The 10,279-nt window shown below is 61.7% G+C and carries 5 protein-coding genes and 2 pseudogenes; 3 read left to right on the top strand and 4 right to left on the bottom strand.

Annotated features, from left to right (window positions below; genetic code table 11):
- Nucleotides 1–3,282 (top strand): annotated as a pseudogene (locus tag VJR68_RS12625) (response regulator); the annotation flags it as partial.
- An 89-nt stretch (nucleotides 3,283–3,371) separates the two neighbouring features.
- On the top strand, nucleotides 3,372–5,399 hold the full coding sequence (locus VJR68_RS12620) for a response regulator (protein WP_324148097.1): 2,028 nt from the start codon (nucleotides 3,372–3,374) through the stop codon (nucleotides 5,397–5,399).
- Between the two features lie 257 nt (nucleotides 5,400–5,656).
- Here the strand turns inward: VJR68_RS12620 and VJR68_RS12615 are convergent, their stop codons facing one another.
- Nucleotides 5,657–6,736 (bottom strand): MBL fold metallo-hydrolase, encoded by a 1,080-nt coding sequence (locus VJR68_RS12615; RefSeq protein WP_324148095.1) that lies wholly within the window; start codon nucleotides 6,734–6,736, stop codon nucleotides 5,657–5,659.
- A gap of 166 nt (nucleotides 6,737–6,902) precedes the next feature.
- Here VJR68_RS12615 and VJR68_RS12610 point away from each other — a divergent pair, with 166 nt between their 5' ends.
- Nucleotides 6,903–7,274: a hypothetical protein gene (locus VJR68_RS12610; protein WP_324148094.1), complete on the top strand. Its 372-nt coding sequence runs from the start codon at nucleotides 6,903–6,905 to the stop codon at nucleotides 7,272–7,274.
- A 22-nt stretch (nucleotides 7,275–7,296) separates the two neighbouring features.
- Here the strand turns inward: VJR68_RS12610 and VJR68_RS12605 are convergent, their stop codons facing one another.
- The 3 genes and pseudogenes from VJR68_RS12605 to VJR68_RS12595 all read right to left on the bottom strand — a co-directional run.
- Entirely contained in the window at nucleotides 7,297–7,998 is a 702-nt protein-coding gene (locus VJR68_RS12605) for a phosphatase PAP2 family protein (protein ID WP_324148092.1), read from the bottom strand.
- Between the two features lie 167 nt (nucleotides 7,999–8,165).
- Nucleotides 8,166–9,011, bottom strand: coding sequence for a helix-turn-helix transcriptional regulator (locus tag VJR68_RS12600; RefSeq protein ID WP_324148090.1), 846 nt, complete (start codon nucleotides 9,009–9,011; stop codon nucleotides 8,166–8,168).
- A 586-nt stretch (nucleotides 9,012–9,597) separates the two neighbouring features.
- Nucleotides 9,598–10,143 (bottom strand): annotated as a pseudogene (locus tag VJR68_RS12595) (ABC transporter permease); the annotation flags it as partial.
- Nucleotides 10,144–10,279: the final 136 nt, after the last annotated feature.

Genomic DNA, 10,279 nt, shown 5'->3' with positions numbered 1-10,279 from the left:
GGCGACCTCTCCAAGAAGATCACCGTCGACGTGCGCGGCGAGATCCTGGAGCTGAAGGACACCATCAACACCATGGTGGTGCAGCTCAACTCGTTCGCGTCCGAGGTGACCCGCGTGGCCCGCGAGGTGGGCACCGAGGGCAAGCTCGGCGGCCAGGCGCAAGTGCGCGGCATTGCCGGCACCTGGAAAGACCTGACCGACAACGTGAACCTGATGGCCGATAACCTTACCGGTCAGGTGCGCAACATTGCGGAGGTGACCACGGCGGTCGCACGCGGCGATCTTTCCAAAAAGATTACGGTGGACGTCAAGGGCGAAATCCTGGAATTGAAGGACACCATCAACACCATGGTGGTGCAGCTCAACGCCTTCGCCTCGGAAGTGACACGCGTGGCACGCGAAGTCGGCACCGAAGGCAAGCTTGGCGGCCAGGCGCAGGTACCGGGCGTGGGCGGCACGTGGAAGGACCTCACCGACAACGTCAACCTGATGGCGACCAACCTCACCAACCAGGTACGCGGTATTGCCGAGGTGGTCACCGCGGTGGCGCAAGGCAATCTCAAGCGCAAGCTTTCGGTGGGTGCCAAAGGCGAAATCGCCGCGCTGGCCGACACCATCAACGGCATGATCGAAACACTGGCCACCTTCGCCGACCAGGTCACCAACATGGCGCGCGAAGTGGGTATCGAAGGCAAGCTCGGCGGCCAGGCGCGCGTGCCCGGTGCCGCGGGTCTGTGGCGCGACCTGACCGACAACGTGAACCAGCTCGCCGCCAACCTCACCAACCAGGTGCGCTCGATCGCCGACGTGGCCACCGCCGTGACCAAAGGCGACCTGTCGCGTTCGATCGCGGTGGAAGCCTCCGGCGAAATGGCTTCGCTGAAAGACAACATCAACGAGATGATCCGCAACCTCAAGGACCAGACCTTGAAGAACGCGGAACAGGATTGGCTGAAGACCAATCTCGCGCGCTTCTCGCGCATGCTGCAGGGCGAGCGCGACCTCGCCACCGTATCCAACCTGATCATGTCGGAACTGGCGCCGCTGGTGAATGCGCAATACGGCGTGTTCTACGTCACGCGCCGCGAGGAAAACGAAACCGTGCTGGACCTGGTCGCCAGCTACGGCGCGGAAAGCCGCGACACGCTCAAGCCTACCTTCAAGTTGCGCGAAGGCTTGATTGGCCAATGCGCGGCCGACAAGCGCGCGATCCTGCTCTCCGATGTGCCGGCCGAATTCATTCGCATCAGCTCGGGACTGGGCCAGGCGGCGCCCGTCAATACCGCCGTGCTGCCGGCGTTGTTCGAAGATGACGTAAAAGCCGTGATCGAGCTGGCCTCCTTCAGCCGCTTCAACGAAACGCACCAGAGCTTCCTCGACCAGCTGATGGAATCGGTCGGCATCGTGTTGAACACGATCGCTGCCACCATGCGCACGGAAGGCCTGCTCAAGCAGTCGCAGTTGCTCACGCAGGAACTGCAGGCGCGCCAGACCGAACTCACCACCAAGCAAAAAGAACTGCACACCACCAACGAGGAGTTGCAGGAAAAAGCGCAACTGCTGGAGAACGAAAAGAAGCAGGTGGAAGCGAAGAACTTCGAGATCGACCTGGCCCGCCGCGCGGTGGAAGAAAAGGCCGAACAGCTGGCGCTCACCTCCAAGTACAAGTCGGAGTTCCTGGCCAACATGAGCCACGAACTGCGCACGCCGCTGAACTCCTTGTTGATTCTGTCGCGCCTGTTGTCCGACAACCCGCAAGGCAACCTCAACGACAAACAGATCGAATTCGCGCGCACCATCCACTCCGCCGGCTCCGACCTGCTAAACCTCATCAACGACATTCTGGATCTGTCCAAGATCGAATCCGGCACGGTGTCGATCGAGATCGGCGACATGTCGATGAACAGCCTCAAGCAGCATATGGAGCGCACGTTCCGCCAGCTGGCTGCCGACAAGAACCTGGATTTCCAGGTCGAGTTCAGCGCCAACCTGCCGGCGTCCATCCGCACCGATGAAAAGCGCCTGCAGCAGATCGTGCTCAACCTGCTTTCCAATGCCTTCAAGTTCACCTCGCAGGGACGCGTCACGCTGGCGGTGAATCGCGCCACCGGCGGCTGGAGCACGCATCACCGCGTGCTGCGCGATGCCGATTGCGCCATCGAAATCGCCGTGACCGATACCGGCATCGGTATCCCCAAGGACAAGCAAAAGCTGATCTTCGAAGCGTTCCAGCAGGCCGATGGCACCACCAGTCGCAAATACGGCGGCACCGGCCTCGGGTTGTCGATCAGCCGCGAAATTGCCCACCTGCTCGGCGGCGAACTGCAGGTTCGCTCCACGCCCGGGCAGGGTTCCACCTTCACGCTGTTCGTGCCGATGGAACTGCCTTCGCTGGCGGCTGCTACACCGGCCATCCACAACGCACGCTATGACAATAGCGGCGCCACCGTGCCCAATGTCCTGCCCGCGCAGCTGGAAGTGACGGACGATCGCGATGCGCTCGATGACTCGCCGTTCGTGCTGATCGTCGAAGACGATCCCACGTTCGCCTCGATCCTGCTGGACATTGCCCGCGATGTCGGCTTGAAGGGCGTGGTATCGACCGCCGGCGCCGGCACGCTGGCATTGGCGCGCAAGCTTCGACCGCATGCCATCACGCTGGATCTTGGCTTGTCGGATATCGACGGCTTCGTACTGCTGGATCTGCTCAAGCACGATCCGCATACCATGCACGTGCCGACGCACATCATTTCCGGCATCGAAAACCTGGCCGCCGATCAATCGCTCAATGATTACGGCGTCACCGAAAAACCAGCGACCGTCGAACGCCTGACCGCGGTGTTCACCGATCTGGCCCGGCGCATCCATCAGAGGCCTGTTTCGGTCACCGCCCCTGCTGCAGATAGCGCTACCGTCACGACTTTGCGCGCGGCGCCTGAATTGGCCGGCGCCAGGGTCCTGATCGTCGACGACGACATCCGCAACATTTATTCGCTGACCAGCGTGCTGGAAAACTACGCGGTGGAAGTGCTGCATGCCGAGCGTGGGCGCGACGGCATTCTCATTCTTGAGCAGACGCCGGGCATCGATGTGGCGCTGATCGACATCATGATGCCCGAGATGGACGGCTACGAAACCATGAAGCAGATTCGCGCACAGCCCAGGCTGGCCAACGTGCCGCTGATCTCGGTAACGGCCAAGGCCATGAAAGGCGACCGGCAAAAATGCCTGGATGCCGGCGCCTCCGACTACATCGCCAAGCCGGTCGACATCGAATTGCTGCTCGCCCTGCTGCGGGTGTGGATTACGCGCTCGCGCGAACGCGCAACGGCGAACGTCCAAACCTTGGAACTGGCGCTGGAGAACCAGCCATGACAACCCTCCCACTCGCAGCCGCCCACGTGACACCTGACGATCCTCTGCAAACCACCGCCCGCGCCCGCGTGCTGCTGGTGGACGACGACGAGGGCAACTTGCACGCCATCACCAACGTGCTGGAAGACATCGCGGAAGTAGTGCCGGCCAATTCGGGCGAAGAGGCGTTGCGCCAGCTGCTCAAGGGCGAATTCGCGGTGATCCTGCTGGACGTCTATATGCCGGGCATGGACGGCTACGAAACCGCGCAGCTGATTCGTGCGCGCGAGCAGACCAAGCGCATCCCGATCATTTTTCTTTCCGCCGTGAACAAGGAGATGGAACACCTCATTCGCGGCTATGCCATGGGCGCGGTCGATTACGTGTTCAAGCCGGTCGAGCCGATGGTGTTGCATTCTAAGGTGGCGGTGTTCGTCGATCTCTACATGATGCGGCGCGAAGTGCAGCTAAAAGCCTTGCAGGAGCAGACCCTGCGCGATGCCGCGTTGCAAGCCGAGCAAGCCTTGCGCCGTGCCGAGCAGCGGCAGACTGCCATTCTCGAATCGCTGCCGATCGTGCTTTACCTGGAAAAGCTGGACGGCTCGCCGCACGCGCCGAAGTTCGTCAGCGGTAACTTCAAGGCGCTGACTGGTTTCACCCTGGATGAACTCACCGCTCAACCGATGCCATGGATGGAACGCGTGCATCCCGATGACCGTGCGCACGTGGCCACCGAGCTGGCAGCGCGCCAGGATGGGCGCGATTACGCGGTGGAATACCGCTGGCTTATGGCCGATGGACAGTACCGTTATCTGCTGGACCAGGGCGTGATGCTGCGCGATGCACAAGCCGATGCCTTGGAATATGCCGGCACCCTGCTCGATGTGACCGACCGCAAGGAACTGGAATCGCAACTGCTGCATGCACGCAAGATGGATGCACTGGGGCAGATCACCGGCGGCATCGCGCACGATTTCAACAATCTGCTGGCAGCCGTGCTGGGTGGCCTGGAAACGCTGCAACTGCGCGTACCGATGGCCCCGGAATACAACCGGCTGTTCAACATCACCCGCCGCGCCGCCGAACAAGGTGCGGCACTGGTTGCACGCTTACTGGCGTTTGCGCGCAAACAGAAGCTCGAACCCGCCAGCATCGACATCACCAAATTCTCCACCGCCGTCACGCAATTACTGGAGCACACGCTAGGCGGCATGGTGGCGCTCGACTGGCAGATGGACGAGAACATCTGGCATCCGTATGCGGATGCAGGACAGTTGGAACTGGCGTTGGTGAATCTGGCGATCAACGCGCGCGACGCGATGCCGGAAGGCGGCACGATTCGCGTCCGGGGCCGCAACGCACACGGCGGCCATGCCGGCCTTCCCGCTGGCGACTACGTGGTGCTGGCCGTGTCGGATGACGGCATCGGCATCTCGCCCGATGATCTTGAGCGCGTCACCGAACCGTTTTTCACCACCAAGGCGCAAGGCAAGGGCACTGGCCTGGGGCTCAGCATGGTGTATGGATTCGCCCGGCAATCCGACGGCACCGTGCGCATCGAAAGCCGGCTCGGCCAGGGCACCACGGTGGAAATCTGGTTGCCGCGCGCCGCACAGTTGCCGCAGATGATCGCGAATGCGCCATCGTTGTCCTCGGCGTTGCAAAGCAGCCCGCCGGAAGGCTTGCACCACATCCTGCTGATCGACGACCACGACGGCGTACGCCTGACCACGGTGACCTTGCTCGAAGAACTCGGCTACCGCGTCACCGCGCTGGCCGACGGTGTGCAAGCCGTCGACTTGCCAGACGAAGCACTGGAAGACGTCGACATGCTGATCAGCGATTACGCCATGCCGCTGATGTCCGGCTCCGAAGTCATCCGCCAACTGCGCGCCAAGAAACAATCGCTGCCGGCGATCATCATCACCGGCCACGCAGATGCGATTGCGAATATTCCGGAGAGCGTGCGGGTGCTCAACAAGCCGTTCACGTTGACGCAATTGCAGGAGGCAATCGTGGCGGTGGAGACGGTACAGGCGGCGTAATGATGTACGTGAAGCGATTTCGTAGGCTGGGATGAAATCCAGCCTACGACCAGCCTCGTCGCCCCGGCGAAAGCCGGGGCCCAGTGACTTTGAGGATCTAAAAAGTCGCTGGATCCCGGCTTTCGCCGGGACGACGGTTCAAGGTATTTCGCAATATTCGAGCAAATTGCGGCCTAAGCTGGTTTCGTAGGCTGGGATGAAATCCCAGCGCTTTTGAAATCCCCATGCTGGGATTTCATCCCAGCCTACGAGAACGCTTATTTGGAAAACCTGGACGCCACCTGCAACGTCGAACCCTTCCACCGCTCCTGCTCCACCTTGCGCCACCACGGCTGCACGTCTTCCACAAACGCCGGCTCAACCGGCTCGCCCAGCAAAGGCATCAACAAGCCTTCCGGCGCCTTGGCGAGCAGCACTTCCGCCGGCTCGTCCCAGGCATGCATGGCCAGGTTGAACGTGGCCCAGTGAATCGGCAAGAAACTTCCGCTGCCTAGTTGCTGCCACGCCTTCAAGGCATTGTCGGGACCAAGATGCACGCTACCCCACGACGGATGGAACGCGCCGACCTCGATCATCACCAGATCGAACGGCCCGAGCCGCTGGCCGATCTCGGCAAAGTGCGGCGCAAGGCCGGTATCGCCACTGAAGAACACCGCATGCCGTTCGCCACGCATCGCGAACGACGACCACAATGTACTGTTGCGATCACGCAGCGTGCGGCCGGAAAAATGATGCGATGGCGCCGCGGTAATCGTGAGGCCATTGACCGCCGTGCTTTCCCACCAGTCAAGTTCAATGATGCGTTCGGCGGGAATGCCCCATGCCTCCAGGCGTGCGCCAACGCCAAGCGAGGTGACAAACGGTACGTTCAACTTCGCCAGCGCGCGCACGCTGACGTAATCCAGATGATCGTAGTGATCGTGCGAAATCACGATCACATCGAGCGCGGGCAAGGCATCGATCGCCACCGGCACCGGCTGGAAACGCTTCGGCCCGAGGAACGGAAACGGCGATGCCCGCTCGCCCCATACCGGATCGGTCAGCACGCGCTTGCCATCGATTTCCAGCAACACGGTGGAGTGCCCGAGCCAGGTGGCGCGCAAGCCGGATTGCACCCGCCGCGTCCACGCTGCGCGCGGATCGAGCGACGGCAGCGGCTGCGAGGGTACGCGCAATTCATTGCCGCGAAACATGAGGTCCATCAGCGCCGGCCGCCCGCCCGCTTCGCGCACGGCGCTGGGCGCATAGGTGTTGATGAAGCCACCCTCCGCGTACTGCCTGGACGCATGCATGCGCTCGAGCCGCAATCCGGCAAGTTTTTGGCGAAACGGGGACATGCCTACCTCTCGGGGAAACCAGTGACACAGCAGGCCGCGCGTATGGCCCGTCTGGCTGACTATGTGTGCTGGCCGGTCACTATCAAGGTCTACTCGAGCAGGATTCGAGTACAGTTTTCCAATAGCAGGCTATGTAATCGCTATATGATGGCCACGCACGCGCGCCATGCCGGACGACGGGGGTATCGCCATGGGTTTGCAATACATCTTCCACGACGGGCTGATTCCGTTTCTTGCCGTGTTGGTAGCGACCACCTTCGTGGCATTCGTGTGCCATTACTTCACCAGCGGCTGGCCATCACGGCTTGAATCCCTGTTCTGGGATTTCGTCGCCACGGTAGCGGCCTGCCTTGCCTTCATCGCGATTCCGTTGTGGCATCTGTCCGGCGCCGCGCTGCTGCCGTGGTCGGGCGAGTGGGAGCCGTCCGAGATCTACCGCGCGCTGGTGGAACTGTCCTGCCTGGCTGCGTTGATCGGCTACATCCTGGGCGCGGTGTTGATTCCGGTTGTCTGCAAACGCGCCGGTTGCTGGCAGTGATGCGCACTGCGCAGCACACCCATCACGCGTTGTGCCAGAAAAACTCACCCAGCCTGCGCAACTCATCGAACTGGCTTGCCAGTTCAAAGCTCAATAGAAAAACCGCGGCATAAAACACGCCCTGATACTTCACCGACCAGTCCAATGCCGGCACGGCAAGCCGCGTGCGGATCACGGGATGATTGAGCAGCAGGCAGATAACGATGCCGAGTGCCGCGCCGGCCAGGATGTCCGTCGGGTAATGCATCCCTAAGTAGACGCGGGGCAGGCAGATGAAGAAGAACGCGTAGATATAGGCGAGAATCCCGAGCCGCCGCGACGCGAGATAGATGCCAGTGGCCACCGCACACCACATCATCGCGTGATCACTGGGGAACGAACTCCACGTGCGCAGGACAGGCACTTTGCATGCCCCGGGATCGCTCGGGAAATTCATCATCAGTGCCGGATCGACCATGGGGCGAAGCCGGAACGGCAGGTAATGGGCGAGCAATCGACCCAAGGCCAAGGCGAGCACCGTCGCCACCGTCGTGGCGACGACAATTTCACGATCGCGCCGCGCCGTTGATCCGTTGCGGAACCACAGCCACCACAGCAAGCAGATCATGCCCAGGCCGCGCGTGAAATAGAATTTCTCGATGCCGAAAGCCACGTAATCGAGCATGTGCGATCGAGGCACGACGTGGTTGATGAAACGCAGAATGGCGAGATCGAATGGGTTCACTGGCGACAGGCATTGCTACAGCGCGATGACAATCCAACGATCTACTGTTTCAACCGTGCGTCAGACGTGAAAAATACGCCAAGGCGGTTGTCGCGCGCGCGTAACAGCCATCAAACGTTCATGGTCGCCTGCGATGAAGCCGCTCCCGTCCCATCGTCGTACTGCCGTCAACGGGCAGATTCCCCATTCGCCTTGGCCTTGATCAGCAGACGGACCCGCTCCGCATCCTCCGGCGTGGCCGGGTTGTAGACCACCATGCTCAGATCGGGCCGGCCGTCGACCGCAAAGGCGGAATATTCCATGGAGATCAAGCCGAGTTCCGGGTGATGCAGATGCTTGGTACCTCCGCCGTACGTCTGCACGTCATTGTCGCGCCACAGCGCTGCAAACTCCGGACTGAGGCGGCACAGTTCATCGACCAGCGCTTCGATGGCCTTGGAAGCGCCCGCCCGAGCCGCCTCCGCGCGAAACACCGCCACTACGAAGCGCGCCACGCTTTCCCAATCGACTTGTGCAGCACGCACATGCGGATTGAGAAACAGCAAGCGCAACACATTGCGCTGCTGCGGCTCGAGTTGGCCGTAATTGGTCAGTACGGCGGCAGCCGCGCTGTTCCACGCCACGATGTCCCAGGTGGCGGTCTTCACCAGCGCAGGCGTGAATGTCATCGCATCGAGCACGCGCTGCAGGCGCGGCGTCACGCCTTCCGTCGCCTGATAACGCACCTCCGGCGGCCGGCCCAGTGCAAGCAGAAACAGATGTTCGCGTTCGACATCCGTCAACATCAGCGCGTGGGCAATGCGTTCGAGCACGTCAGGCGACGGCGCGCCGCCCCGCCCTTGTTCCAGCCAGGTGTACCAGGTGGGGCTGACGTTGGCGCGCTGGGCTACCTCTTCGCGGCGCAAGCCCGGCGTGCGCCGGCGCGCCAACGGAAAGCCGAACGTGGCCGGATCGAGCTTGGTGCGGCGGTCTCTCAGATAGGTGCCGAGCAGGTTGTCGTGGGTGGTCGACATGCCGATCCTGTTAATCGTCATACCTGGATAACGCGGCTGCTTTACGGGATGCAACTATAGCGCCGCAGGTTGGGGTGAGGCGCAGCCGAACCCCAGCATGGCGTGCAAGATACTGGGATGTTGGGGTTCGCGTTTCGCCCATCCCAACCTACGCTAATCGGGCGTCGCGACGAATTGCACCTGCTTGGCAGCGAACAAGGTCGCGACCAAGGTTCGGCCGTCCGGAAGAAAGCTCAACTCTCGCGGGAAACCCGGCAACCATATGATCGACGCTGAAATCCCCATCCTTGTCGTGCAATACAACGACCACGCCCTTCGCTTCGCCGGTGCTTGCAGACACGAACAGCCAACAACCATCCGCATCCGACACGGCGGAAAACGGATGGCCCGGCACGCTGACGCTAAGCGTTCGATTCGGTGGTGGACAGCTTGCCGCATGCGATCGTGACGCCACCCACAGCGCAAGCATGCCGATACTGAAGCAAGCAAACTTCATACATTCCCCTGGCAAGACATTCCGTGACGATCGTTCGGCTACGCCGAATGCAAATCATGCCAGGGTGTTGCCGACCGCGCACGGCGCGCTTTATTCGGTCCGCGTTGCCGCCATGGGCGGCACGGACGCCGCGCGCATTGCTGGCGCAAGCACGGCGAGCTGGCCGAGCAACCAAAGCGCCAGCACGCCAACCGGCAGGTAATACACCGGCAAGCGCGGCAGCTCATACGACAGCATCAGCCAGATGTTCAAACCATAGGCCAGCACCATGCCCAGCATCACGCCCATGCTGACGATCAGGAAATTCTCGGTCTGGAAATAGCGCAGGATGTCGCGCCGCGTCGCGCCCAGCGCGCGCCGTACGCCAATCTGCTTTCGCCGCTGCGCCACCCAGAAACTGGCAAGACCGACGATGCCGAGCGCGGTCACCAGCAACAAGGCAGCGATCACGCCCACCAGAATGCCGGTCATCGCTACGTCCTGCTGAAAATAATCGCTGCGCAATTCGCTGACGGTTTGGCTTTGCTGCTGATCGAGTACGGCTTCCGGCGCGGCTTTTATCGCCGCCGCACGCGCGTCACGCAGTACGCGTTGCAGTTGTGCGGGTTCGGCGCGGATCAGATAGTTGCCGGCTAGTCTTACTGTGTCATAAATTCACGAGGTGTTCTGAACGGGTGCTCGTCCGCAACATGGACAGCGCGGCAAGCTAGCTGCGAGCGCGAGGCTGAGAACGTAGCGTAGTGATGGTATCGAGTCGGGCACGTGTCGCTGG

This window comes from Dyella sp. (assembly GCF_035277725.1).
Lineage (GTDB): Bacteria > Pseudomonadota > Gammaproteobacteria > Xanthomonadales > Rhodanobacteraceae > Dyella_B.
Note: the sequence above shows the minus strand (reverse complement) of the source record. Positions and strands in the feature narration are given on the sequence as shown.

Excerpts from the sequence above, each read along its gene's own strand:
- VJR68_RS12620 (WP_324148097.1), top strand. The coding sequence starts at position 3,372 with ATGACAACCCTCCCACTCGCAGCCGCCCACGTGACACCTGACGATCCT.
- VJR68_RS12615 (WP_324148095.1), bottom strand. The coding sequence starts at position 6,736 with ATGTCCCCGTTTCGCCAAAAACTTGCCGGATTGCGGCTCGAGCGCATG.
- VJR68_RS12610 (WP_324148094.1), top strand. The coding sequence starts at position 6,903 with ATGCCGGACGACGGGGGTATCGCCATGGGTTTGCAATACATCTTCCAC.
- VJR68_RS12600 (WP_324148090.1), bottom strand. The coding sequence starts at position 9,011 with ATGTCGACCACCCACGACAACCTGCTCGGCACCTATCTGAGAGACCGC.